The sequence below is a fragment of the Amycolatopsis sp. NPDC114478 genome, assembly GCF_055633805.1.
In genome coordinates this window covers 107,469-131,583 of record NZ_JBVKDO010000011.1, presented here as the reverse complement: position 1 = coordinate 131,583, position 24,115 = coordinate 107,469, and the positions used below count along the sequence as shown (strand labels likewise).

Annotated in this window: 18 protein-coding genes and 1 tRNA gene; 6 read left to right on the top strand and 13 right to left on the bottom strand. The window is 67.2% G+C overall.

Features of this window, described 5'->3' with window-relative positions:
• Positions 1–280 precede the first annotated feature (280 nt).
• The 7 genes from ACZ7OH_RS28425 to ACZ7OH_RS28395 form a co-directional block, all read right to left on the bottom strand.
• A complete protein-coding gene (locus ACZ7OH_RS28425) occupies positions 281–1,723 on the bottom strand; it encodes a S1C family serine protease (protein ID WP_470283605.1) in 1,443 nt (480 codons plus the stop codon).
• A gap of 73 nt (positions 1,724–1,796) precedes the next feature.
• On the bottom strand, positions 1,797–2,879 hold the full coding sequence (gene galT, locus ACZ7OH_RS28420; protein ID WP_400895330.1) for a galactose-1-phosphate uridylyltransferase: 1,083 nt from the start codon (positions 2,877–2,879) through the stop codon (positions 1,797–1,799).
• Positions 2,876–3,676: a DeoR/GlpR family DNA-binding transcription regulator gene (locus ACZ7OH_RS28415; RefSeq protein WP_400895332.1), complete on the bottom strand. Its 801-nt coding sequence runs from the start codon at positions 3,674–3,676 to the stop codon at positions 2,876–2,878. Before ACZ7OH_RS28415 ends, galT begins: the two co-directional genes overlap by 4 nt.
• Positions 3,677–3,835: 159 nt before the next feature.
• A complete protein-coding gene (locus ACZ7OH_RS28410) occupies positions 3,836–5,254 on the bottom strand; it encodes a sensor histidine kinase (RefSeq protein WP_400895334.1) in 1,419 nt (472 codons plus the stop codon).
• Positions 5,251–5,943, bottom strand: coding sequence for a response regulator transcription factor (locus ACZ7OH_RS28405; RefSeq protein ID WP_400895336.1), 693 nt, complete (start codon positions 5,941–5,943; stop codon positions 5,251–5,253). The genes ACZ7OH_RS28410 and ACZ7OH_RS28405 overlap by 4 nt, the downstream gene beginning before the upstream one ends.
• Before the next feature lie 66 nt (positions 5,944–6,009).
• A complete protein-coding gene (locus ACZ7OH_RS28400; protein WP_470283604.1) occupies positions 6,010–6,618 on the bottom strand; it encodes a trimeric intracellular cation channel family protein in 609 nt (202 codons plus the stop codon).
• On the bottom strand, positions 6,619–7,272 hold the full coding sequence (locus ACZ7OH_RS28395; RefSeq protein ID WP_003087851.1) for a response regulator: 654 nt from the start codon (positions 7,270–7,272) through the stop codon (positions 6,619–6,621).
• A 416-nt stretch (positions 7,273–7,688) separates the two neighbouring features.
• On the opposite strand from ACZ7OH_RS28395, the gene ACZ7OH_RS28390 reads away from it, so the two are divergent.
• Positions 7,689–9,533: a tyrosine-type recombinase/integrase gene (locus ACZ7OH_RS28390; RefSeq protein WP_470283603.1), complete on the top strand. Its 1,845-nt coding sequence runs from the start codon at positions 7,689–7,691 to the stop codon at positions 9,531–9,533.
• A gap of 68 nt (positions 9,534–9,601) precedes the next feature.
• Here the strand turns inward: ACZ7OH_RS28390 and ACZ7OH_RS28385 are convergent.
• Positions 9,602–9,674 (bottom strand) — tRNA-Arg (locus ACZ7OH_RS28385).
• A 275-nt stretch (positions 9,675–9,949) separates the two neighbouring features.
• On the bottom strand, positions 9,950–12,982 hold the full coding sequence (locus ACZ7OH_RS28380; protein ID WP_470283602.1) for a hypothetical protein: 3,033 nt from the start codon (positions 12,980–12,982) through the stop codon (positions 9,950–9,952).
• 860 nt (positions 12,983–13,842) lie between these two features.
• On the opposite strand from ACZ7OH_RS28380, the gene ACZ7OH_RS28375 reads away from it, so the two are divergent.
• On the top strand, positions 13,843–15,051 hold the full coding sequence (locus ACZ7OH_RS28375; protein WP_470283601.1) for an AlbA family DNA-binding domain-containing protein: 1,209 nt from the start codon (positions 13,843–13,845) through the stop codon (positions 15,049–15,051).
• A gap of 78 nt (positions 15,052–15,129) precedes the next feature.
• A complete protein-coding gene (locus tag ACZ7OH_RS28370) occupies positions 15,130–15,381 on the top strand; it encodes a hypothetical protein (RefSeq protein ID WP_470283600.1) in 252 nt (83 codons plus the stop codon).
• Positions 15,382–15,445: 64 nt separating this feature from the next.
• Here ACZ7OH_RS28370 and ACZ7OH_RS28365 read toward each other — a convergent pair whose 3' ends face one another.
• The gene (locus ACZ7OH_RS28365) at positions 15,446–15,733 is read right to left on the bottom strand and encodes a hypothetical protein (RefSeq protein ID WP_470283599.1); all 288 of its coding nucleotides are present in this window, start codon (positions 15,731–15,733) and stop codon (positions 15,446–15,448) included.
• A gap of 539 nt (positions 15,734–16,272) precedes the next feature.
• Here ACZ7OH_RS28365 and ACZ7OH_RS28360 point away from each other — a divergent pair.
• From ACZ7OH_RS28360 to ACZ7OH_RS28350, 3 genes are read left to right on the top strand one after another with little or no spacing between them, the layout of a single operon-like run.
• Positions 16,273–17,013 carry a DddA-like double-stranded DNA deaminase toxin gene (locus tag ACZ7OH_RS28360; protein ID WP_470283598.1) on the top strand — a complete coding sequence of 247 codons (741 nt, stop codon included), beginning with the start codon at positions 16,273–16,275 and terminating at the stop codon, positions 17,011–17,013.
• Complete coding sequence (locus tag ACZ7OH_RS28355) at positions 17,007–17,423, top strand: Imm1 family immunity protein (protein WP_470283597.1); 417 nt, start codon at positions 17,007–17,009, stop codon at positions 17,421–17,423. The genes ACZ7OH_RS28360 and ACZ7OH_RS28355 overlap by 7 nt, the downstream gene beginning before the upstream one ends.
• On the top strand, positions 17,420–18,508 hold the full coding sequence (locus ACZ7OH_RS28350) for a hypothetical protein (RefSeq protein WP_470283596.1): 1,089 nt from the start codon (positions 17,420–17,422) through the stop codon (positions 18,506–18,508). Before ACZ7OH_RS28355 ends, ACZ7OH_RS28350 begins: the two co-directional genes overlap by 4 nt.
• Positions 18,509–18,983: 475 nt before the next feature.
• Here ACZ7OH_RS28350 and ACZ7OH_RS28345 read toward each other — a convergent pair whose 3' ends face one another.
• The 3 genes from ACZ7OH_RS28345 to ACZ7OH_RS28335 all read right to left on the bottom strand — a co-directional run bounded on the left by ACZ7OH_RS28345 (position 18,984) and on the right by ACZ7OH_RS28335 (position 24,035).
• The gene (locus tag ACZ7OH_RS28345) at positions 18,984–22,091 is read right to left on the bottom strand and encodes an NACHT domain-containing protein (protein WP_470283595.1); all 3,108 of its coding nucleotides are present in this window, start codon (positions 22,089–22,091) and stop codon (positions 18,984–18,986) included.
• Between the two features lie 604 nt (positions 22,092–22,695).
• Positions 22,696–22,902 (bottom strand): hypothetical protein, encoded by a 207-nt coding sequence (locus ACZ7OH_RS28340; protein WP_470283594.1) that lies wholly within the window; start codon positions 22,900–22,902, stop codon positions 22,696–22,698.
• 233 nt (positions 22,903–23,135) lie between these two features.
• Positions 23,136–24,035, bottom strand: a complete 900-nt coding sequence (locus ACZ7OH_RS28335; protein ID WP_470283593.1) for a PIN domain-containing protein — start codon at positions 24,033–24,035, stop codon at positions 23,136–23,138.
• Positions 24,036–24,115 lie beyond the last annotated feature (80 nt).

Here is a 24,115-nt window from a genome sequence, read left to right as displayed (position 1 = left end):
CGCCCAACACACACTCAACCCCACCCCGCCCCTCAGCCGAACCGCCCAACACACACCCAGCCCCGCCCGGCAAGCCCGCCGATCCTCCCCGCGAGCGCCCCGCCCCGCCTGGCACGCCGGCCACCCCTCCCGGCCCCTGATCCCACCCACAAATGCGGCCACGCGCGACCGGCATGGAATGCCTGGGTCGCGCGTGGCCTTGGGGGTCCGGCCCCGAGGTGCGGGGGTCGAGCCGATGTTTGGTCTCGGCCGCACCAGGCGGCCGAGCGTCTGAAAGGGATCAGTTGGCCGGGACGGGCTGCCCGCCGAGCGTCACCTCGACCGTACGGCCGTCGGAGAGCGTGAACGTCGCCTTCTCGTCCGGGGCGCGGGTGCGGATCGCGGCGACCAGCGTGTCCGACTTGTCGATGTTGCGGTCGTCGATCTTCGTCACGATGTCGCCCGGCTTGAGGCCGGCCTTCTCCGCCGGGCTGCCCGGGGTGATCGCCCCCAGCTGCGCGCCGCCCTGCGGGGCGTCCGTGACCTGGGCGCCGATGTAGGTCTGCACCGCCTGGCCGGTCTTGATGATCGTGTCCGCCGTGCGGCGGGCCTGGTCGATCGGGATGGCGAACCCGATGCCGACGTTGCCGCTCTCGGAACCGCCCTGGCCCTGGCCGCCGGACGCCGACTGCGGGCTGTAGATCGCCGAGTTGATGCCGATGACCTGGCCGGCCATGTTCGCCAGCGGGCCACCCGAGTTGCCCGGGTTGATCGCGGCGTCGGTCTGGACGGCGTCCATCACCGTCTCCTGCCCGCCCTGGCCGCCGCCCGCGCGCACCGGCCGGTGCAGCGAGCTGACGATGCCCGAGGTGACCGTGCCGGCCAGCTCGAACGGCGAGCCGATGGCGACCACCGACTGGCCGACGCGCAGGTCGTCGGACCGGCCGATCTCGACCGGGGTCAGGTTGCTGACCCCGTCGACCTTGACGACCGCGATGTCGGTCGTCGGGTCGCGGCCGATGACCTTGGCGGGGGCCTTCTTGCCGTCCTGGAACACGGCCCGGATCTGGCCGCCGTTCGCGGCGACCTCGACGACGTGGTTGTTGGTCAGGATGTAGCCGTCGGTGCTGATGACGAACCCGGAGCCTTCGCCGGCTCCCTGCTGTCCGCTCACCTGCAGCTCGACGACGCTGGGCGACAGCTTCTGCGCGACCGACTCGACCGAGCCGGCGGGCGCGTTGCCGGTCTGCTGAGCCGGCTTCGGCGCGTCGAGGGCGTTGCTGGCCGGACCGCCGGACGAGCCCCCGGTGAGGTACCCGACGGCCCCGCCCGCGACACCGCCGACCAGCAACGCGATCAGCGCGACGCCGGCGAGCAGCTTGCCGCCGGACCGCTTCGGCTGCGCTGGCGGCGGCGGCGCCGACGGCGTGCCGTAGGCGCCCGTGCCGAGCTGCGCGTAGGGGTTCGGGTTCGGGTAGACGCTCTGCTGGGTCTGGCCCGGCGCCGCCCCCTGCGCGGACCAGGGGTTCGCGGTCTGCTGCGCCCCGTAGGACGGATCGGCCCCGGTCACCGCGTGGTAGGACGGCTCCGGCGCCGAGTACTGCGGCGTGCCGCCGGACTCGGGCGTGGCTGCTGCCTGGTCACCGTACGGGCTCCCCGCCCAACCGCCCTGAGCCGCCTGCTGGCCGGTCTCGGGGTGCCGCGGCGCCGCGGGGTCGTGCGCGCTGGGGTCGTTCTCGGTCATGTCCCTCACCTTGCGCGATGGTCCTGAGAGGTTCCTGAGCCGAACCTGTGCATCGGAGATGAGTATGGCCGGATCAGCCCGCCGCGCGGAGCCGTTCCGCGATTTGCTCCGGCGTCGCGTCGTTGATCCACACCGCCATGCCCGATTCGGACCCCGCGAGGTACTTCAGCTTGTCCTTGGCGCGCAACACGGAGAACAGTTCCAGGTGGAGCCAGCCGAGCTCGCGGTCGCGGCGCACCGGCGCCTGGTGCCACGCGGCGATGTACGGCAGCGGCCGGTCGTACAGCGCGTCGCAGCGGCGGAGGACGTCCAGGTAGACGGCGGCGAAATCGTCGCGCTCGGCGTCGGTCAGCGCGGGGATGTCCGCGACCTGCCGGTGCGGCACCACATGCACCTCGATCGGCCAGCGGGCCGCCGGCGGCACGTACGCCGTCCAGTGTTCGCCGGACGCCACCACGCGCGCGCCGGACTTCTGCTCGGCGGCCAGCACGTCGCCGAGCACCGGACGGCCGTGCTCGGCCTGGTAGGCGCGGGCGACGTCGAGCATCCGCTCGGTCTTCGGCGTGACGAACGGGTAGCCGTAGATCTGCCCGTGCGGGTGCGACAGCGTGACGCCGATCTCCTCGCCGCGGTTCTCGAACGGGAAGACCTGTTCCACACCGGGCACTTCGGACAGCGCGGCGGTGCGGTCGGCCCACGCGTCGACGACGGCCCGCACCTGCTCCGGGCTCAGCCGCGAGAAAGCGCCCTCGTGGTCACTGGTGAAGCAGACGACCTCGCAGCGACCACGCCCGGGCCGCACCGGTACCAGCCCGAGACCGTCCACAGTGGACGGCTCGCCGATGACGTCCTCAGCGAAGGACGGGAAGCGGTTCTCGAAGACGACGACGTCGTAGTCGCTTTCCGGAATCTCACTCGGTTTGCCGGGCTTGCTCGGGCACAGCGGGCAGAGGTCCGCCGGCGGCTTGTAGGTCCGCGTCTGCCGGTGCGCGGCCATCGCGACCCACTCGCCGGTCAGCGGGTCCAGCCGGATTTCCGACGCGGCCGCGACCGGCGGCAGGTCGCGGGTGTCCTCGGCGACGCGGTCGGGCGCGCCGGGCTGGTCGAAGTAGATGATCTCGCGGCCGTCGGCCAGGTGTCGTACGGTGCGCTTCACGCTTCTTGGGCCTCGTCCGTCTCCGCCGTCTCGGCGATCATGAGTTCCCCCGCCCGTTCGGCGAGTACTTCCTTGGCCTCGTCGGGAATCCCGTCATCGGTGACGACGACGTCGGCCTCGTCCAGGTCGGCGATCGTCGAGATCCCGACGGTGCCCCACTTGGTGTGGTCGGCGAGCACGACGAGCTTGCGCCCGGCCTCGACCAGCGCGCGGTCGGTCTCGCTCTCGGTCAGGTTCGGCGTCGTGAAGCCCGGCCCGTCGGCCATCCCGTGCACGCCGAGGAAGACGACGTCGAGGTGCAGCGACCGCAGGCTGTGCACGGCGACCGGGCCGACCAGCGCGTCCGACGGCGTCCGCACCCCGCCGGTGAGCACGACGGTGCGGTCCGGCTGCGTCGATCCGCGGAGCACGTCGGCGACCTGGATCGAGTTGGTCACGATGGTGAGCCCGGGGATCGCGTCGAGCGCGCGGGCGAGCGTCCAGGTGGTGGTGCCGGCGGAGATGCCGATCGCGGTGCCGGGCCGGACGAGTGTCGCGGCGAGCTCGGCGATGGCCTCTTTTTGCGTGCGCTGGCGCACGGATTTCGCCTCGAAGCCGGGTTCGTCGGTGCTCTTGCCGACGATCGAGGTGGCGCCGCCGTAGACCTTCTCGACGAGCCCGCGCCCGGCGAGGACGTCGAGGTCGCGGCGCACCGTCATATCGGACACGCCCAGCCTGGTCACGAGGTCACTGACCCGGACCGCCCCGGTCCGGCGTGCCTCTTCCAGGATCACCGCCTGTCGCTGACGCGCAAGCACCGCTCAACTCCGTCCCCGTCTTCAACCACACAAAATCCTACACGATTCAACACAGGATTCGCAGAGCCGACGAGGGTGAACTTCGAAACGGCAGGTCATGGAACCGGCCTCCGCATCGCAGGTGAACAACCCCACCGTGGACGGCGCAGCGCGCGAAAGTCAGCCGGGCGCCCCCGGCAGCCGGATCGTCATCAACGCGCCGCCCTCGGGCGCCCGCGACGCGTACACCGCGCCGCCGTGCCGCTCGGCCGCGTGCTTCACGATCGCCAGGCCCAGACCGGAGCCGGGCAGCGTGCGCGCCTCCGACGAGCGGTAGAACCGGTCGAACACCTTCGGCAGGTCCTCCTCGGCGATGCCCGGGCCCTCGTCGGCGACCTCGACCACGGCCGTGCCGTCGCCGAGCGGGTAGAGCCGCACCCAGACCGTCGCGTCCGGCGGCGAGAACTTCACCGCGTTGTCCAGCAGGTTCAGCACCGCGCGTTCGATCGAGCTGTTGTCGCCGGTGAGCACCCACGGCTGCAGCGAGACGTCGAAGTTGATCTCGCCCGCCCGCCGCCGCGCCCGGTCCAGCGCGCGCTCGACGACGTCCAGCAGCTCGACGCGTTCGAAGCGCTCGCGCGGCTCGTCCTGGCGCGCGAGCTCGACGAGGTCGCCGATGAGCTGGGTCAGCTCGTCGAGCTGGCCGCTGATGTCGGCGACGATGTCGATGCGGTCGGCGTCCGGCAGCGGTGGCGCGCCCGGTTTGCTCGCGGCGAGCAGCAGCTCGAGGTTGGTGCGCAGCGACGTCAACGGCGTCCGCAGCTCGTGGCCGGCGTCCGCGACCAGCTGGCGCTGGCGTTCCTGCGAGTCCGCGACCGTGCCGAGCATCGTGTTGAACGTCGTGGTGAGGCGCGCCAGCTCGTCGTCGCCGCTGACCGGGATCGGCCGCAGGTCGCCGGTCTTGGCGACGCGCTCGGCGGCCGACGTCAGCCGGTCGACCGGGCGCAGGCCGGCCCGCGCGACCGCGGTGCCCGCCGCGGCGGCGACCAGGATGCCGGCGCCGCCGATCAGGAACAGCACCAGCGCGAGCTCGTTCAGCGTCCGCTTGGTCGGGCCCATCGACTGGGCGAGCACGATGGCCTCGCCGTGCCCGGACGGCAGCGCGACCACGCGGCTGTCGGTGCGGAAGTCCGTCCGCATCGACTCCGGCGAGTCGCCGTTCGCGACGGCCAGCTCGCGCTGGTCGAAGGGTGGCGCCGAGCTCGACAGCGGGTAGGTCATCACGGCGTGCTGGACGTCGGGCGCGGCGTTGAGCTGCCCGATCTGCAGGTCGGCGCTGGCCAGGAAGGCGCCCGGCACCTGCCGCAGCTCGGTCTGCACCTGCGGCGACGCGACGGCCGCCTGCGCGCGCGCCATCAGGCCGTCGTCCAGCTGCTGGTAGAGGTTGCTGCGCACGACCATGTACGCGCCGATCGACACCAGCGCGACGGCGCCGGCGACGCAGGCGGCAGCGAGCAGCGTCACCCGGCCGCGCAGCGAGAACCGGCGCGTCCCCCAGCGCGTGCCGCGGGGATCACCGGGCTCACCGGCGTCGATCACGGTGGGGTTTCCCTCAGGACGTACCCCACCCCCCGAACCGTGTGGATCAGCCTCGGCTCCCCCTCGGCCTCCGTCTTGCGGCGCAAGTAGCCGACGTAGACCTCCAGCGCGTTGCCCGACGTCGGGAAGTCGTAACCCCATACTTCCTCCAGGATCCGGCCCCGCGTGAGGACGTGCTTCGGGTAGGAGAGGAACAGTTCCAGCAGTGCGAACTCGGTCCGGGTCAGGCTGATCTCGCGGCCGCCGCGGCGGACCTCGCGCGTGCCCGGGTCGAGGGTCAGGTCGGCGAAGGACAGGACTTCCGTCGCCTGGCCGTTCTGGCCCTCGGGGACGGCGCGGCGCAGCAGCGCCCGCAGCCGGGCGAGCAGCTCCTCCAGCGCGAAGGGCTTCGGCAGGTAGTCGTCGGCGCCGGCGTCGAGCCCGGACACCCGGTCGGAGACGGTGTCGCGCGCGGTGAGCACGAGGATCGGCAGGTCATCGCCGGTGCTGCGCAGGCGGCGGGCCACCTCGAGGCCGTCGAGCCGGGGCATCATGACGTCGAGGACCATCGCGTCCGGCCGGTCGGCGATGATCGCCTCCAGGGCTTGCGCACCGTCGCTGGCCAGCTCGACCTGGTAGCCGTTGAACTCCAGGGACCGCCGAAGCGACTCACGGACGGCGCGGTCGTCGTCCACCACAAGGATGCGCATGGCGTCAGTCTTACTCAGCGTGCTGAGACTCGCCTAAGAACACACACAGAACTAACAAAGAGATCCTCACTCCGGTGCCCGCGCGACGGGCGCGTTCCAGTGCCGCCAGAGCGCGATCATCCGGATGGCGACCACTCCCGCGGCCGCGACCACGGTGACCGGCCCCTCCGGCAGTCGCAGGGAGTGACCGACGGCGACGAGCACCGAGCCGGCCAGCGCGGCCATCGCGTAGATCTCTTTCCGCAGGACGAGGGGGATTTCCCGGAGCAGCAGATCGCGCACGGCACCGCCGCCGATGCCGGTCGTCATGCCGATCAGGCACGCGGCGTAGACGGTCGCGCCGACGTTCAGGGCGATGGTCGTCCCGGCGGTGGCGAAGACGCCGAGCCCGAGCGCGTCGGCGAGCAGCACGCCCCGCCGCAGCCGCGCGACCTGCGGGTGGAAGGTGAAGACGACCAGGGCGGTCGCCGCGCAGACAGCGAGGTAGGGCCAGTTCCGCAGCGTCGTGGGCGGGTGGATGCCGAGCAGGACGTCCCGGATGACACCGCCGCCGAGCGCGGTGGTGAGCCCGACGACCACGACGCCGAAGACGTCGAGCCGAGCCCGCACGGCGGCGAGCGCCCCGGACGCCGCGAAGGCGACGAGCCCGAGGAACTCCAGCGCCGTGAGCAGCATCTACTGGTCGAGCAGGCCCCCGCGGTAGGCCAGCAGAGCGGCCTGCACGCGGTTGGCGGCGCCGATCTTCGAGAGCACGGCGGAGACGTACCCCTTGACGGTGGCTTCGGAGAGGTGAAGGCGCCCGCCGATCTCGGCGTTGGAGAGGCCCTGCCCGATGAGCGCGACGACCTCGCGTTCGCGTTCGGACAGTGAGGCGAGCAGCTTCCGGGCGGGCTGAGCAGCGCGTTGTTCGTCCCGGTGGGACTGAACCATCCGCGCGGCGACACCCGGGTCCAGGACCGCGCCCCCGCGCGCGAGGTCCCGCACCGCCCTGAGCAGCGCGGCGGGGTCGATGTCCTTAAGGAGGAAGCCGTTGGCACCGAGCCGCAGCGCGAGGCTGACGTATTCGTCGATGTCGAAGGTGGTGAGCATGGCGACGGTGGGCGGATCGGGAAGGGCGAGAATGGCCCGGAGGGCGCGAATGCCGTCGTCAGGGGCCCGCATCTTGATGTCGAGCAGGGCAACGTCGGGGTGGTACCGCCGGGCAACTTCCACTGCGGATCTGCCGTCGGAGGCTTCGCCCACGATCTCGATGTCCTGAGCCCCGGACATCATCGCGCGCAACCCCGAGCGCACCAGTTCCTCGTCGTCGGCGAACATGAGCTTGATCAACGAAGCCCTCCGCAACAGCCAGTAGGAGGCGGCTCCCCGCGTCCCGTTAACGAAGGTTACCTACTGTTGTTCAGCAGTTCGAAACCAGACACGACCAGGTGAGGCACTGGTCCGTCCAGGTCAGGTGCGGTCGGCCGTCCGGCAGGGTGTATCCCCGGGGTCGGTCGCGTCCCAGAACCACTCACCTGGGTGACGACGAGAGTCTGGTCGCCCCTGCTGCCGGGCTGACCTTCGGCAGGCTAAGCTGAGCGTGGCAGCAGCAGGCCCTCGTAGCTCAGGGGATAGAGCACCGCTCTCCTAATGTAAGCGTCGCAGCCTCGAACTCCGGCCGTTGACGCAGGTCAGCGAGGTACGTCGGAGCCCCTTGACCCCGCCATGCCCCGAAACGTGACCCGAAATTTCAATATCATCGGGGCATGAGCACGGCACAGATGACGGCGGTATCGACCCGAGGGAAGCGCACTCGCGGTGGTCGGGGCGCCCGACGCAACCGGTCGCGCGGGTCCATCGACCGCCTGTCCAGCGGATCGCTGCGAGTGCGCGTCGACGCCGGAGTGGACCCGATCACCGGCAAGCGACACCGGCCAACCGTCATCGTCCCACCGGGCCCCGACGACGAGCACCAGGCCGAAGTCGCCCTCACTCGCCTGCTCAACGAAGTCGACGAACAACGGCACCCGAAAACGAAAGTCGACATCGCCCATCTGGTGCTCAAGTATCAGGACGAGCGCGATGCTGCGCGCACTACCGTTGAAAAAGACGGCAGTCTGATCAACCGTCACGTGATTCCCTACATCGGCACCAAAAGCGCCACCAAGGACGCGAGGAAAACGATCCGCGCACTCTATAAGGATTGCCAACGGTGCCGACACCATTGCACGAACACGAATTGGATCGAGCACCGGACGCCTCGCAAACACGAGTGCGATGCCCGGTGCCGGAAACACCAGTGCAAGGGCCTCGCCAACAACACGGTCCGCAAGATTCACGCCATACTGTCCGGCGCGTACACCATGGCAATGGCGGAATGGGAATGGTGGTCGGTCAACCCGATCGACGGACTTGCGCCGCCGTCGTTCGAGAAAACCGACCCGGTCCCGCCGAGCACCAACGAAGCCGCAGCAATCGTGAACGAGGCGTTCCGCCGGGAACTCGCCTGGGGCGTGCTCATCTTCATCGGCATGATCTCCGGCGCCCGCCGCGGTGAGGTCGTGGCGCTGCGCCGTCGCCACCACGATCCGGTCAAGAAGGTTCTGTACCTGCGGGAGGCCATCGCCCAGCTCGACGAAACCAACGAGCTCCTCGAGAAGGGCATCAAGAACGAGATCGCCCGCCACATCGTCCTGGACGACGCCTCGAACCAGCTGCTTATCGACTACTGGGCCGCCCTCGACACCGCAGCGTCGGAGGCCGGACACGACATGGACGACGACGCGTTCTTCTTCTCGCTGGAGCCGGACCACAGCACGCCGCTGCGGCCCCGTTCGGTCACTCAGCGCTACCGCCGGATGACCCGGGCCATGGGCCTCGACACCCAGCTCAAGTGCTTGCGGCACTTCAATGCTACGGAACTGATCGCTGCCGGCGTCGACATCCGCACCGTAGCTGGGCGACTCGGCCACGGCGGCGGTGGAAGCACGACCCTACGCTTCTACGCCGCCTGGGCCTCCGAAGCCCACCAGCGGGCGGCCGGTGACCTGGCCGCCCGACTTCCCGAGCTCCCCGCGGTGGTCGACCAGATCGAGCGGGCTAAGACCGCTCCGGAAGCGCCGTTTGAGCGCGTCGCCTCACGCATCCGCAGCCGGATCCTCGCTGGTGACCTACCCGATGGATCTGTCGCACCCTCGATCAAGGAGATAGCCGCCGCCTACGAGGTTGCCGTCGGCACCGCCCACCGTGCTGCCGACCTGCTCCGACAGTGGGGCATGCTTTCAGCAGGTGGCAGAGGCAAGCGCCCCCTGATCCTGCGCCCCGCTCCTCAACAGCCCACAGCGGAGCAACCCAATGATGGACAGGCAGTAGCAGAAGCTTTACCCAGAGGAGGACCGCGTCCACTTGACCTCGAGCTGCACCACCTCGGTAGTGAGGTGAAGGCGTTCGCCGCCGAGGCGGACCCTGCAGATGCTCGGCAGCTCGACCGGCTCTTGAGAAGCGCCGTCAGGCGGCACACCGGCGGGGCCGGTGCCGACATCGGCGACTTCGAGCTGATCGTCCGCAACCCGGGCGAGCCGGCTGTCATCACGGTCTTCGTAAGCCTCTGACTCACGAACCGCCGTCAGCCTGACGACCTACGTTAACAGATCAATTCCAACATAATGCCTGGTCAGAGCGCCCCCGGCAGGAATCGAACCTGCGACACCGGCTTTAGGAGAGCCGTGCTCTATCCCCTGAGCTACGAGGGCTGGCTCCTAAACCCTAGCATTCGCAGATCGATCCGAGTCAGCCCGCTCGAGCACTTGCACGACCTAGTCCGTCGAGAGCAGCACGTCACTCTTTCCGAACGGGTCTGGCCGTGCTGGACGCTTCGGAAGCAGACCGGCCACGAAGGGACTTGCGGATCTGGTGGGTTGCTGGACGGGCTCAGGGAGGACCTGCGGGACGTACGCACGGCGAACTCAGTGCGCGGCGGCACCCGGCTGCGTAAAAGACAGAACGCCGAACATCGACCCCAGCTAGCTCAGGAAAGCAACCCGTCGAACGGGTCGGCGTGTGCGATGTCGTCCTCGCGGAACCCATAGCGCTGCTCGAGCACCCGCAGCACGGCGTCTCCCGGTACGTCACCGTGGTGCAGCGTCAGGTTCCAGCGTCCGAGACTGCTCGTCGCGACCACCCGGATCCATCGTTCGAAGGCTCCGCGGTCGACCTCTTCGGCGGGAATCCGGGAGTCGTCCGGCTGCTCTTTGCGCCGCGCCTCGGCGTGAAACGCGCCCATGAGTTCTTGCACACGACCTGCGGTGATCGGCCCGTGAGCTTCCTCCACCCGGTGGTTGATGGTCAGGTTCGTCACGACCGACAGCAAGTGCCAGTCCTTCCAGCCTTCCGCACGCAACTCCTGGAACAGGGTTCGCACCGGTTCGCTTCGCAGCAGTTCCGGCAGCGTGTGCCGAATAGGAACAGGCAGGAGCTCATAGCGCTCGGCCAGAACCGCCCGTGCTTTTTCTTCGGTGTAGCCGGGCCCGGCGTCGGTACGCGGCTCCAGGAGCGACGAGCCTGTCTGCGGACGCGCGTTGCCGGTGAGCGGGCGATGCGGGGCGTCGGCGAGCGGAGGAACGGGCTGCGTCCGGAACCGGGCGAGCTCGGGGTAGGGGCGGCCGATCTCCAGGTTGCCGAAGAGGCCATTGCCGGCCGCCTGGTCCATCAGGCTGCCGAACTGCTCCCGATCCAAAAGCGAGCTGCCGAGCAGGACCCGAAAAACCAGGTTGACGACGCTGTCGCGGGGGTCCGCCGGACCTGCCTCGGCCTGGGGCTCGCCTGGCATGAGCAGCAGCCACCGGCGCCGGTCACCGTCGGCCCGGGTCATGTGCGTGTCGATCGGCCGTGCGCCGGCGGAATAGGTCCGGACCTCGATGTCGACTTCTTGCGGGATCAGCATGGGGTCGAGCGATGCCATTTCCACCAGCACGATCTGCAGAGAGGACGCGAAGTCCTCCATGGCAAGGACCGTGGCTTGGTCGTTGGCGCAGTGGACGGACCACGAGACGCCGAGCGCCCGGAAGGTGAGGACGCGCTCCGGGCCGACGTCGCTGAAGGGCGCGCCGACCAGGTCCGGCAACCAGTCCAGCCACTCGGCCTCGGTTCGCGACACGGCTTCCGCCGCGGTCTCGGCCATGGCCCGGGCCATGGCCCCCCACGGGCCCCGATCGAGGATCTCGAGGAGTGCCGGCTCGAAGTCCGGACGTACCTGCCTGGCGACCAGCAGGCTGATCGCCAGGTCGCGCACACCATCGGGTACGTATGCGTGCCGCTCGAAGTTCTCCGGGTCGGGCGCGTGCGCGTAGTGGGCCATCCCCGCGATCGACGCCAAGTCTGCGGCCGCGACCCACGCTCCGGCGAGCCAGTCCATTTCGGCCGCGGAGAAAAGCGCCTTCGGGATGACTTCACGATCCGACGGATCCAGGCTCCCGCGGGCGATCGCAGCCAAGGCGAGCGCGTACTTCTTGGCGGCCAGGTACATCCCCAAGGACCGGTAGATGTCGACGATGTGCGCCACGGCCCGGATGGCGCCGGGCAACGTGTCGCCGTGGAACCATTCGATCTTGGCCCGGTGGTATTCGCGGAGAGCTTCGAGGAGCCGACCCGCCCGCTGCAGTGTGATCGCTCGCTGCCGGCGCCGTTCGCCGACCGCGGCCTCCCCTTCCTGCGCTTTGATGGCCTCGTCCAGGCTGTCGCACAGCGGCCGGTACCGGGGGTGGTCGCAGAGGTTCACCGCCTGCAGGTCGATGATCGTGGCGAACGCCTCGATTGGGTAGCCCGGCGCTTTGGGGAGCAGTTCGGTGAGTTCGGCGAGCCTGCGCATGCCATCGTCGAGGTCCACCAGCGGCGCTTCACCGAGGTGACCGTGGAGCGTGCCGCTCTCGATGGCTTCGGCCACCTCCTCGTACACCCTGTCCATCTCCGCCAGGGTCGTACCGGGATGCGGTTCCGCGCCGGGCGTGCCCGTCAAGTCGACGAGCAGCGCGGCGTTCGCGGCCGCCTGCAGGAGACCGGCCCGGGTGTTCGGGCCCCATTCCCGGTCGAGGAGCCCGTTCACGTGCCGGCGGAGACGCGGCAACCAGTCCAGCGTCTCGGAGAGCGGGATGTCGGTGTGTCCGGCCACCGCTGCCGCGGAACAGAACTGGATCAGCACGCTCGCATCGAAGAGGAGGCTCGGATCCTCGGTCAGGTGGATTTCGGCCGCGAACCGGCGCACCAACGGTTCGGCCGGCCGGAGGTCACCTTTGCCCCGGCTGCGCGCCACCGCGATCTCGTAGACGGCGTGCAGTCGGACTTCGGTATCGGCGGTCTGTTCGGCGAGCTGCGTCATCAACCGCAGCCAACCGTCCAGATCGGCTCGCGCCGGCCCCGGCGGGACGGCGTGGCGCAGACCGTGCCGGAGGTCGAACAGGTCGCCGAGGTTCGACGGGGTCCGGTGCGGTGCCTGCCAGTACGCACGGAGGTCGGTGTACCAGCCGGGAAGTTCGAGTCCGGGCTCGTCGGGCGGGGGCGCCAGCTCGGCGGGCAGGTGCAGGTACTGCTCGGCGATCCAGTAGAGGCTCGGCTCGCCGAGCCACTCGGCGAGCGCGGTCCCGTCGATGATCTCCAAGCCGATTTCGTACGTTTCCTGCGCGAAGGCTTGCAGGTCGTGTCGAAGGCGTACGGGCACGTCCGCGGCAGCGAAGACGTAGATGCGGTCGACCGGTGTGCCCTGCGTGCAAATGGCCTTGATGTCCGCTTCGAACTTGGCCTTCAGCTTGTCCTTCTGCAACGTGCAAGCGAAAACGACGACGTCCCTGGTGGCGAGCGCGAGAAATCCCGACGCGAACGGCAGCTCGTCGACGAGGTAGGTGCGGAAGGTCTCGAAATCCCGTCCCTGGTCACCGCCGGCGGACACCGGCCCCGTCGCGGGCAGCACGTTGCCGGCGATCCGCAACTTGGCGACCTGCCTGCACAAGTCCTCGAACGAGTGATGCCCGTTCTCCCCGGCCAGCGCGCCGAGCGCGAACTTGACCACCTTCGCCGTCTCGACCGGAGTAGCCACGCACCCTCCCCTGCTTCCTCGGCCCGATCCGCCATGGTGCCACCGAGGAGGGCGAGGACCGGGGAGCGCCGCGCCACAGAATATCGACACTAAGCGATGACCTTGGCTACTGTCGGTGTCAAGACCGGGGTCAGCGAGGGGACCACGATGACCGACGACCCGTCACGGGATGTCAGCCGACCGGCCGCCGGGCCGACACCCGAGAACTCGGGGCGCAGGCAATGCCTGCCACGGAGCACCCAAGTACTCGATTGATTACAATTAGTGACTTTTCGGCCTTGACTTCTGACAGCAGAAGTCAACACTCTGGAAACAGAGTCACAATCCACTGGTGGCTATCGGCTGACCATTCCGATCATCCCGGGCGGCTCGACGTTGTGATCACCCAGCCTAGCGGCGCCGACCTGGTCCTCGAGATCGACTTCGCGCACAACCCGTGCAGCAACGAGAAACTACAGTGTCTGCAGAGACGCGTAGGCCGCGTGGGCGGCGCCGACCGAGGACGGCGGAGCGTCGGGAAGCGGGGGGCGTCATCGTCTCACCGTTGTCGAGTGGTTCGGCATGTCGAACAGCAAGACGCTACTGGCTGAGAAGTGTCCCGTATTTGTCCAGCTGAGCGCTTTGCCGAGACCAATCCGCGTGGCCGCGTCGCCGGACCTCCTGCGTGCGCGTCGAAGGTCTACATACCGAGATCTCCGTGGGCGGGGCGCCGTCACGGAGAACCCGGCACGCTACCGACACGCGCCGGCGCGGACAGCGCCGGACGACGGCGGCTCGGGCAGACTGTGCCGATGCCTTCGACGCCTTTCTACCTGGGGCCTGGACGTCCGCCGGTGCAGATCGAGACCTGGCAGCAACTGCGCGCCGCGGTCGACGCGGGAGTAATGCAGGAAAACCAGTGGGTCGAGCACAAGGAAGACATCCCGAAGGGAACGAAGGGGGGTGTGGAGCTGGCCAAGGATCTCGCGTCCCTCAGCGTCGAGGGCGGCGTCTACGTGGTCGGGGCCGTGGACAAAATCGTCGACGCGTCCGGCCTGGTGGGTGTCGGCAACCCTGATGGCCTGCGCGAGCGGATCGGCCAGATCGCCACCGGCCGTATCAAGCCCCCGCTCAACGTCGTGATCGACATCCTGAGCGCCGACGATCAAGCCGCCCAGCCGTGCCTGCTGGTGACCGTGCCCGCCTCGGCCGGGGCCCCGCACATGGTCGAGGACCGGTACTGGGGCCGCAGCGCCACCGGTAAGCGGCCCCTGGCCGACAGCGAAGTGCGCCGCTTGATCGCCGAGCGCACTGCCCGGACCGGGGCCTTCGCCCAGCAGCTCCTGGCCATGAGCCGCGACTTCGACCCCGTTCCCGAGCCCGAGCGACGGTTCGGCCACATCTACCTCTTCGCCAAGCCGGCGATGCCGCCGGCGACGCGCGTCACCGACATTCTCGCCTCAAGCCACCCGGCGATCTGGCTGCGTGAGCACCTTCCCGGCCGAGCCCAGAACTCCCGGACGATGACCGAGATGCTGGAGTACAAGGTGCCGCACGCCGCCGGGCTGATGGTGACCTCCTGGCAGTCGGGCCACGCTGGGCGCACCGAAGAGTACGCGATGCAGCTGCTGCTGGAAGACGATGGCGGTCTGCGCGTCACCAGCTGCGAAGGCACCCGCGACTGGGTGCGCGAAGAGCAAGAGCTGCAGTGCATCTCGCCGCATTATCACCTCGAACTCGCCCACCAGGTCGTGGTGGTGGCCGCGGCGATCCTGAGGACCCACGCCGGCTATCGCGGCATGTGGGACATCGGGGTGCACGTCACTGGCCTCGCGGGCCAACTGTCGACGGTCGCCATGCAGCACGTCTTCGGGGTCCCCCGCATCCACTACCAAGAACCGACCTACACCAGCATCACCGACGCCAGCACCGACGAGATGCTCGACGACGCCCCCGCCGTGGTGGAACGGCTCTACCGCCGCTTCACGCGTGGTCTCGGCCTCGACACCGCTTTCTTCCCCTACACCCAATTCGACGACATCCAGCGCCGAACCCGCTCGTGAAGCGGACCGCTGGCACGCCCGCGCGCACCGCTCAGGTGGTGCTGGGGCTGAAACGAGGCGAAGATCGTCGATCGAGCGTTGCTGCTGCACGGCGGGACGGGCGTCCGTCCGGAGCTGACCCACGTCATCGACGTCGCCACGCGCTCGATCTGCGCGTTCGCGCTGCGCCCGGTCGGGACGAAGGCGATCGACGCGGCGCTGCTGCTGGCCCGGGGCAAAACGGTCGGGCTCACGTTGATTGGGACGATCCTTTTGCCCAGCCACTCATTCCTAGCGAACGAGTCAACGAAGCTCTCGCCCACAACATGTTCAACGCCGCGAGCCGCGTGATCCGCTAGAGCGAGCACGCCCTCTAGCACTGACGACCGCTACGGCGGCTCGATGGCCCGCGGAGTCACCCGAAGGGTTGGCGCGAAGCAGCTGGCACGTACGGCGACCGCCGTTCGCGCCGCTCCTGGTAGGGATGGCGCAGCACGGCGATCGGATCGTCGAGCTCGGTGGGCATCGGCCGGCCGAAGGTGTCCTTCCATCGGATCCACCGTGAGGCGAGCCGTCCGGCCAACTCAGGGTCGGTGATCCGGGTGATGATCCTCTCCCGAACAGTCCGACGGTCGGAGTCGCGTTCCTGGCCAAGTGAGCCCATGCGGGTGATCTGCTCGAAGGTCAGGTTGGCGATGGTCACGTCGAGCTGTCGCCATTGTTCGCCACGAGGGTGTTGGGCCAACATCGCGCGTCCCAAGTCGTCGCGACCGCGGCCCGGACCTGAGGTACTCATCGTTTCAGGATGCCAGCCCAGATTTTGCTCGCGCCGGTACAGCCTGCGCGTCCGGCGTGGCGGCAGCCACGCGGTGGCGACCGGCTTCCGCAGTGGCGAGTCGCCGGACTGCTCGCCGCACCTTCCGACTCAGTTTCAGCCGCTCGACACGACGGTCGTCTCGTCCATCAGGTGCGCCGAGGCCGGCCAGTCTGCCAGAGGAATTTGCACGAACAACCCGCACATGACGGGCGGCACTGGCCCCGGCAACAGGTGGGCCTGCGGTGAAGTTCCACCGGGACGGCACGGCCCAGCTGGTCGGCTCGTGCAGCTGCGGAGCATCTGAGCCGCGTCGTCTCGGATTGATCGACAGTAGTTGCCGCACCTGACCCGCGAGGGCTAAGCAGGTTGGTCTTACGCTGCCTGACCTGCTTGTATGTTCCTAGCGATCTTGCTAGGGGGAGTTGGTGTCGGTCGAGGACATCGCGCGCGATGTGAACGCCGCGATCGGCAAGCTCCCGACTGCCGTCCTCGAACAAGCCGGCCAAGCAATCGAAGAGGCCCACGCTGCCCTAACACAGGCCCTGCAGGGCACTGATGACCAGGAAGCCAGTCAGGCCGTCGGGCTCCTTGCAAGCGCCATCGCCGACTCGGGACGCATCAACCAGACGCTGAGAGCCGCCGCCCGAAGACTCACCGGCTATCTGGCGAAGGTCGGCAACGTAGAACCGTCACCTCCTGGCGGCCGCCGGCCGCAGTCGCCCACGCCGAAGGATCAACCGGCGAGCCTGGGCAAGCTTGATCCCGGCAAGGTGGAGGAACTTCGCGCCGGACTGCCGCCATCGGTCCCGAAGCCGAACCCTGAGAACAAGAAAACCCACGGTCAGTGGGTAGATGCGCAAGGTAACGTGCGTACCACGGTGAGTGGTGAGGACCAAGCATCAGCGGCGGCGTGGGCGCGACTTCAGCAAGCCGGGGTGCCCGCCAATCGGAAGCCCGTCATCACCACGCACGTCGAGGCCAAGGTCGCCGCCGGGATGATCCAGAGCGGCCAGCGGCAGACCGAACTGGTGTTGAATAACCGGCCGTGCGTCGGTCCGTTGGGATGCGACTCGCTGCTGCCTGTCCTGCTCCCGGAGGGCTACAGCCTCACCCTGTACGGTCCCGATGGGTATCAGGAGACGTTCGAGGGAGGCGAAGAGTGGTAGCGCTCGACATCTGGTACGACCAGACGCCGAAGGATGACGACGGCAACGTCGTGATCCGCGTGAACACCGCCGCCGAGCTCGACGAGTTGATCGACCGCATCGTCGCGGAGACGGCCGACAACGTGGCTCCGCCCATGATCCAGGTGGCCCTCGCCGGCGTGAAGCGCTCGCCTGCCCTCGAGGTCGGGCTCGGCAAGGAGAAGGGCTTCATCGGGTACACCTCCCGGACCGAAGGTGGTTGGACTGTCGGGGACGGCGACTCCGACACGATGGTCGACTACATCTACATGGGCAACCACAGCGAGGTGCCGGCCAGCGTTGAAGTCCCGATGCCTACCGTGCGCCGCGGGCTGCATGAGTTCTTGGTTGCTGGGGCGCGGCCGAGTGTGGTTGAAAGCGATGCGTCATGAGGGCACCGGCTGACCTGATCTCCGAAATCCCCGTTGAGCAGGAGATGTTGCTCCGCGTGATTTTCGAGCCAGCTGAGCACTCTGGCCGCTGGCCTACTTGGCAGTATGTCGACCGGACCTTCGCGCAGACCGGTATGGGCATGGATGCGATGACTGTGTTCAAGTCGCTGCCTGTCGTGCGTCCGGTCGGGAGAATTTATCGGGAGTATGGCTTGGTCCGCTATGACGACCAGGTCATCCGCGACGAGACCGTGGTTCGGTTGACGATGGCCGCGGCTCTTCATCTGCCGGAATTTGAGCCCGTCGGCGAAGATTTCATGCACGCCATCCAATTCATGATCGATGCAATCAAGCATGCGCCGGTGGATCCCTACGAAGTAAAACCTGCCGTAATCACAAACAAAGATCTTAAGCGGGACGATCACGGCTCTATCTTCTACGCTTTGATGCCTGATCTTCTTCGCCATGAACCGATGCCGTTATCGAACGGTTCCGGTCATAATCATGAGACTGGCGTATGGAGCATCACTCTCAACCGTGAAGTTCTAATGCGTCTCGATGGCGCTAAAGACCTCACCGGATATGTTCGCAGGGCTATTCAATGGGTCGAAGAACTCCCGGGAGATGACGATCAGCCGCGAGTGCCGCGACTTGCACCTATAATCGTGCCTCGACCGAGCTACGTTGATGAGACACTGATTGAAAAGTTGGAAGCGGCACAAGCGGCAACGAAGTGGAATCTAAAGAAGCTGCTGCAACTCCTGCGTGAGCTGAACGAAAATTCTGCGAGTGAGAACGTCTACGCCTGCCATGCGCTGCTGAGGGCAATCCTTGATCACGTGCCGCCCATATTTGGCCAGACAACCTTCAGCTCGGTTATAGAGCAGTATGGGTGGGGCAGGACGGATAAGAACTACATGAAGCGCCTCGGCGAGTTTCGCGCCCAGGGCGACGATACGATGCACCGTCCAGTGGATCGACGGGAAGATGCCCTTTCGTTTCACGATCTTCCAGCGAGAGCTGCTGTCAATCGGCTGATAAGTGAAGTAGTTGCGATCCTCGAAGTTCAGGCATCTTCGACATGAAGAACACCCCGCGTCCGGCAGCGGACACGACGGTGTTCTTCGCTGCTTGTGCGAGGCGAAGATGCGACCCGCGGCGATAGAGGAATGCGAGCCTGTTCCGCCAAGCACTTGCACTGAAGCGTCGATCGGCCACAGGTCCGCGGTAGCGCCGCGACGAAGTGGCCGACGGCGCTCAGGCGCTTCTCCTGGCCCGCAAGTCGAAATCGTTCACCCCAGTACGCGCACAGGTCCCGCAGGTAGGCGACATCGCTGCGGTAGTCCCAGCCCGGTGCGACGGCATTTGCCCAGCGGTGCGGATGAGACGCTCACGCAGCGCGTCGACGACGCCCTCTGCAACATCTTCGGTGAACGGAACAGGCCTGGGGTATTGCTGCTGGTGTCCATGACTTGAGACGAGCGCAAGCGTCTCAGCGATTGTGAGGACGGCCGGAATCACTGGGCCAGGGGCGAGGGCCGGGATTACCTCGTGAACGGGTCAGAATCGTCTGATTCTGCAGCCAGGGCCTAGCGCCCCTTCGCCGATTAGCTCCGTGTCCTTCCCAACCCACACGGTGAGACCTGCTCGCCGGGCCAGCGGACTGAGGTCAACCTGTCCCGGTTCTCCGAGCCAAAGGCGACGTAGAAAGCGCAAACCTGACAGAAAGCTCAAATCTGTAGGATGGTAAATGCCGAGGCGAAGTTCTCGCAGGCCGATCAAATGAGTCAGAGGTGCCCAATCCTCGACCGGGCAGCGATGTATCTCTAAGCGAGTCAACGACTCCGACCATCGAGTGAGCCGGGAGATGTCTCGCAGGTCTTCGCAGCCTTCGAAGCCCAGAGTCTCAGGAGCCTTTAGGAACGACAGAGGCGAAAGGTCGTACAGGTGATCCACATAAAGCAGGTCTAACCAACGCAACTGTCCTCCCAGCGGGGCGAGATCTGTCAGCTGCTCCGGCTGCGTGATATAGCTCAGCTCCAGTCGCCGTAGATTCGCGAGGTCTGCTAGTCGATTCCAGCCGTGCGTGGTGACTTCGGCGGTCAGCCGGGCCAGGTTCGGAACTTCAGCGAGGGGCGCCACGTCGAAGGATGACCATGGGAAGTGAACGTCTGGATCGAGGAGGGCGACGTGTTCGAGTGGAGTACCCTCCAGCGATTCCAGATCGTATCCCGCTCCGTCCGCCACGCGCAGCTCGCGCAGTTGAGGCAGATGTCGCACAAATTGAAGCGACCCATAGCCATCGTCGAAATCACAGGTGAGTGAGCGCAAGTACCGCAGGTGCTCCAAGCCGGCGAGCATCGCCGGATCCGACACCGTGATGAGGCCGTCATAGAGGGGGCTGTCGGCGAGTACACGCTCGGCGAACTCTGCGGGGTCGAACCTCTCACGTGCCTTCACGAGTTCTTCCACCACTGCGGTGTGACTCTGCCCGCGATAGTGCGTCAAAAGCTCCATGGCAGCGGGCCCGCCGATCAAAGCGACGGCACGCACGGTTGCTGCGGCAGCTTCAGGCTTTTCTGGGACAGGCCCGGCGAGCAGGTCTAGCACAAACTCGCCCGCCGCAGCCAGCTCCTCGGCAACGTCGAACGCCTGTGGCGGCACGGCAAACGACGTTCGGAACTTGACCGCCGCACGCAGGTTCGGATCGAGCTCTGGGGAGGTCTCCAGGCAAGCGAGGGCGACCAGCCCGCGTTTGAATCCGTCCGGATCCGCAAAAGTGTCGCGACTCTGATCGGGATCCAAGAGTCGCTTGATCAGCGTCGTCCGTTGCTCGGGGTGGGCATGCCCCGCTGCCATGACCACAACGTCACGCCAGTCGTCTCGGTGCGCGTTCTCCACCAGCGCGCCGATGTCGTCCTCTTCTACTGCTGCTTTCGCCGCTAGGTAGTCGCCGAACGATCGGTGCACGAAGTCGACCCGGCCGGGCACCGGTTCGCGTAGCACACCACCGCGGTCGAGCAGGTGACGGAAGACCTGGTGTGGCGTGGCGTTGATCTGTTCCATCGACGCCAGTTTCGCTGCGAGGCGGGCCTCGGCGTCCTCGGCGGGGACGTCGGTGTGGCCGTTGCGGACCATCCAGTATGCGAGGTAGCGCAGCAGAACCTGCTTTTCGGTAAGCGACAGCTGGATGTCGGGTTCGACGCGGCGTTCGACATCGCGGCGTTCCAGCAGCATGCGCAGCGCGACGTCGTACAGCTCCATGCGGTTATGGGGCAAGTGGCCGTTGCGTGCATAGTGCAGCGCGCAGAGCAACGCGCACAGCAGCGGGGTCTCAGCCAGGCGCCGCAACGCGGATCGCGCGCCGATGGCCGAGATCAGGGCGTCGCGACGGTCAGCAACGGCATCTTCGGTCGGCATCGAGGCGTGCCAGCGTGCCACGAACGTCCGGACGTCGCGCGGAGTCATCGGCTGCAGTGCCACCTCGGTGAACGCCTCCGCAGCCAGCCAGTCTCGCTCGACGGCCGCCGGCCGGGTCGTGACGACGTATCGGGCACGCGGGAACGCGCTGATCAGTTCACTCAGCCAGGCCCGGATCTCGGACCGGCGTTCGGCCGGCAACTCATCGATCCCGTCCACCAACACGGCAGCCCTACCGCTGCGCAGGCGTTGCTGCACCCAGCCCGCCGGCATTTCATCGGCGATGTGCCGACCAACCTCGTCCAGGAAACGTTCTGGTGTGGGCAGTTGCGAGTGGGTGAACCGCCGCAGCCGCAACAGGAATGGCTCAGCCTCGTCCCAACCGGCTACGTGGGTCAACTGCCGGCTCGCGCACTGCACCGCCAGCCACTGCAGTACGGTCGTTTTGCCGGAGCCGGCTTCACCACGCAACAGGATGCGGGATGCGATCGGCAAGACCTGTTCGATGCGGTCGAGAGGTGGGCCATCATGGTCGGCACTCACGCTTAGGCTGAGGTACGCGACCGACAGCCGGTACATCCGGGTCGGTCCGGTGAGGTCCGCGCCGAACAGCTCCACCCGGTCCAGCGCCGCCACGACCTGCCGACGGAAGTCCGCGGCGAAGGCGTCCGGATGACGCCGCTCCGGCATGGACGCCAGCACGGTCCGCACTGTCTCAAGAATCTCCGTCTCGCGCCGTAGGACCTGAATCAGTGCGCCAGGTTGGAATCGGGGCAGGGTGGTGGTCACCTGGACCAGGTATGCGCAGCATTCCCGCAGGATCCGGTGGTACAGCTCAGCCGCGTCGGTCGCGAGCAGAAACTCGCGTGGAACGCCGCGGACCGTACGACATAGGTAACGGTAGAGGAACCCTGCGTCGAGGTCGGTAGCGAATAGGTCGTCGTCGTTCAGTGCGGCGCGGTCGAACGTCTCACGCGCCGCGTCCACGGCCGCGGCGCGTTCGTTGTCCGGCAGTCCGCGGAACTCGACATCGAGGAACGGTAGGAGCCGTTCGACGACACGGTCCTCAAGGTTGGTGAACAACAGCTTCAGCTTGCGGCGATCGTTGAGGCCTGTAACCTGCTTTTCCAGCAGATCGAACACTTTCGCGCTTGCGTCAGCAGCGATCGGGCGATCGCCGAGCCAGATTTTAGCGGCGGCCTTCATCACGGCGGTGGCCAGCGCGATTGCCGGGGCTTCGAGGCTCACCGCGCACAACCTAGCCGAACCTGCCGGCAAGTGAAGTCAGCCACGCCCTACCTGGCTCCGGTCGCTGGCAGACGACAGTGGAACGACGTTCCCCACCCCGTGATCAGACCTTCAAGCCGCGCGTTCCACGATGTTGTGCACCTCCCGGCAGGCGGAATCAAAACCGCATTCGGGGGAACCTGCGCCCCGCCTCGCCTCAACTGGCCGACGGCGATACAAGGTGCCAGCCGGTGCCCGGATGCCCCGAGCGGGTTCGGGGGCCGCTGCCCTGCTGGACTCAGGGCATCGGCGTGTCGCCCGTCTTGATGAACTCCGGCTCCGGACGTCATTGTCGCCGCCGCGTGCTTGCCTGACGCTGAGATGATCGGTCCGGCACGTCCCCCGACCGTCCCGATCACCGCCAGTCTGGCTCGGCGGCACAACGCCCCCCCGTGTGCCGCCGAGCCCTAAACCTCTGGCCAGCCTCCTCCCGAGTCATGCGCGACCGCGAACCGTCCCCACGACAACTCGGAACAGTTCAGGTCGATAAAGCCGACACAGAACCATGTGCCGGTGGCGACGGGCTACACTCAGCTGAAGACACCGTGCTCTTTTCTGAGCCCGATCAGCGGTCGCTCCAGGGGTACGCGGCGCTGAACTCGTCGAACGCAGCGTTCAGCTCCGTGTCGCAAGCTACATGATCCACAACGATCGAGGATGCGGCGACAACGCCGGCAGCGTCGAGGACTCCGGCGACCGCATGCACGATCGCCGCGTATTGAGCTGGCGACATGTCGGACGGCAACCGCACCCGAAACTCCCGCGATTCCACCTGCTCCACAATGCCTGTCGCTCGCACGCGACACCAAGCCGCGACTGAGTGGAATCGCACAGGCGGCCCTCGGTCCGCTGTCGGCCTTCACCGGCACACGGATACGTCGTCAGCTACGCCACCCACCGGGTCAGAACCGCATGATCGTGCAGTCTGGACCCAGCATGTCTTCACCGAGCTTCGGGGATCGGGAAGCAACTGTCGAGCACCCAGCTGCCGAAATCGGCTTTGCTTCAGGGCAATTCGACGTATGGGAGGCCAACGGCGGCGAGTTTGGTCTGCATGTTGATGTCGCCCGTGGCGACGTAGAGCGCGGATCCCGGATGGTCGGACTGCAACAGGAGGGTGGACGCGACGAACCGGTCGTCGGGCACGGTCAGATCCAGCCACGACGGAAGCCGATCGTTCTTCGGCTCGATGTGTTCAAAGACCGCCCACACGTCACCGGCGACACGAACGCCGTTCTGAACGTTTCCGTTGTTCCGCAGGCCCTTGAGCCGCCTTTCGGCACGCTTGGCCGCCTCGCGAAGATCTTGAGTCTTGCCGCCACGCTTAAGGTCGTCGATCTCGCGAAGGACGACCGGGAACAGGTGCACCATGTACTTGGCACCGAGCGTGCCGACGTGTACGGCCAGGTCAGGGTTGTCGATGAGCGTGTTGGTGTCGACGGTGAGCCGGGTTGCGTACTGGTCTGCAGGAAGAAGGTCGATCAGGGCGCCGAGGCCGTCCACCGTTTCCGTTAGCTGACGGACAGCCGCGGTCATGGTCGGCGGAACGTCATGCGCGCCGCGTGTCCTGACCAGCCAGGATTCCAACAGCTTGAAGCTGTCGTCCAACCGTCCCTGGACTGTCGGTGTCGGGTGGGGAAAGAGCAGCCGGAATCGCTGTTCCCAGTCACGGACGCGGCGCAGCAGCGCCATCCGATCAGCCTCGAGAGGATCAGGGCTCGGTGCCCATCCCCAGGTCGCGTGGCCGATGAACAGCACGCCGCTGCCGGGTCTGTTCGGGTCGACGTTGATGATCTCGGAGGCCGACAGGATCTCGGTGAAGGTGGCGTGAATGTCGGCCAGCTCGGCCAACAGGCGTCGTGCGTACGGCTCGGGCACAGGTGAGCTGGTCGTCGGTCCGGGCACGATGCTCCTCTCGAGGCGCTGCGAGGCGAAGGCAGGGCAGTTCGGGCGTCCAGCAGGCCGGTTCGCGACCACCAGGCCCC

What these genes read in the sequence shown, in the direction of transcription:
- ACZ7OH_RS28425 (WP_470283605.1), bottom strand. Translation starts at nt 1,723, where the DNA reads ATGACCGAGAACGACCCCAGCGCGCACGACCCCGCGGCGCCGCGGCAC.
- ACZ7OH_RS28405 (WP_400895336.1), bottom strand. Translation starts at nt 5,943, where the DNA reads ATGCGCATCCTTGTGGTGGACGACGACCGCGCCGTCCGTGAGTCGCTT.
- ACZ7OH_RS28400 (WP_470283604.1), bottom strand. Translation starts at nt 6,618, where the DNA reads ATGCTGCTCACGGCGCTGGAGTTCCTCGGGCTCGTCGCCTTCGCGGCG.
- ACZ7OH_RS28390 (WP_470283603.1), top strand. Translation starts at nt 7,689, where the DNA reads ATGAGCACGGCACAGATGACGGCGGTATCGACCCGAGGGAAGCGCACT.
- ACZ7OH_RS28350 (WP_470283596.1), top strand. Translation starts at nt 17,420, where the DNA reads ATGAGGGCACCGGCTGACCTGATCTCCGAAATCCCCGTTGAGCAGGAG.